Source organism: Microbulbifer sp. 2205BS26-8 (assembly GCF_030731025.1).
Lineage (GTDB): Bacteria > Pseudomonadota > Gammaproteobacteria > Pseudomonadales > Cellvibrionaceae > Microbulbifer > Microbulbifer spongiae.
The window spans coordinates 1-1111 of the sequence record NZ_JAVAMR010000135.1 but is presented as its reverse complement, the minus strand read 5'-3'; the positions used below and the strand labels follow the sequence as shown (position 1 = coordinate 1111).

The window sequence follows — 1111 nt, the reverse complement described above, 5'->3', positions numbered from 1 at the left end:
GAGAAGAAAGAGGGAGGAGGAGAGGCCTCCTGAAGAGGTTGTGGTAGAGGCTCCTCGTTTAACGATGCCTATTAGTATTCCTTATTATGCTTATGCGCTGGGTCCAGTTTTGTGGACTGATCAAGCTTATATAGATGGGAACAGCTACAAGATAATAGCCCAAGAAATTGAACGGACCAAAGTAGTAGGGCAAGTAGAATCTTTGCAAGAAGGTTTCATCTCGATGAGTGCTGGAAATGCACAAATGAGCCTATGGAATGGGTTTCAGAAAGGTGTTTCTATTGCAGATCCTACAGTTGGTGCCGCGCAGCTGTTTGGAACGGCTGCAATTATCTCACTCGTGAATCGCAGTGATGTAAATGGTATCAATGATATTAGGGCAAGCAAATGGACTCCATTTCCTATTGCAAATGCATTAGACGCGTCTAAAAGTCTCCAAGCACTAAAACATGCAGGTGCAGGACTTTTTTTTGTCGGCACTGCTATTTCACTTTGGAATGGTGGACAGGCCTTAAGTAGTGGGAATGGTTTTGGTGTATTTAATGCAGGCGTTGACTTAGCGTTTGGTGTAGCAGGGTTTGCTGGGGGCACTGTGGGTGCAGTTGGTGCTATTAGCTATACCGGAACATCGGCAGCTATTAAATATATTCCTGGAGTATATGATTATACTGTTCAACCTGGGGTAGATTTCTTGTGCTGGTATACTGAGAATTGTTAAATCGAAATATGTTGAATTATTTTTATTTTAAATTTTTTGCTCTCTCTGAAAAGATCAATGGTGTGGGCAAGCATAATCACTACTATGCCTGCCTGTCTCTTTCTTTCTTTGAAATTGCTCTTTTTATAAACGGAGTTTTGATTGCGCATTTGTTATTAGGGGTAGGAGAGCTTTTTTCTAGCGTTACCAAATTTGCGGCGGTATTAATTTCCATTGTTGTTTTTTTAGTAAATTATATATTTTTTTCTATTCAGAATCGTAGTAAAGATTTTTTAGATAAGAAAAAGGTTGTTCTCTGTAAATCCTCTGGGCATATAGGTGGGGTGTTGAGCCTATTGATCCCTATAATTAGCATGTTTTCTCTAGCATATTTCTTCATTGAAAGATGAGCTG

The 1111-nt window shown here is 39.9% G+C and carries 2 protein-coding genes; both read left to right on the top strand.

The annotated features are described in order from the left end of the window. Positions 1 to 718 (top strand): hypothetical protein (locus Q5Y71_RS16900; RefSeq protein ID WP_306043245.1); only part of this gene is annotated, 718 nt, incomplete at its 5' end. A gap of 62 nt (positions 719 to 780) precedes the next feature. Further along, positions 781 to 1107 (top strand): hypothetical protein, encoded by a 327-nt coding sequence (locus tag Q5Y71_RS16895; RefSeq protein WP_306043244.1) that lies wholly within the window; start codon positions 781 to 783, stop codon positions 1105 to 1107. The last annotated feature ends 4 nt before the right edge of the window (positions 1108 to 1111 follow it).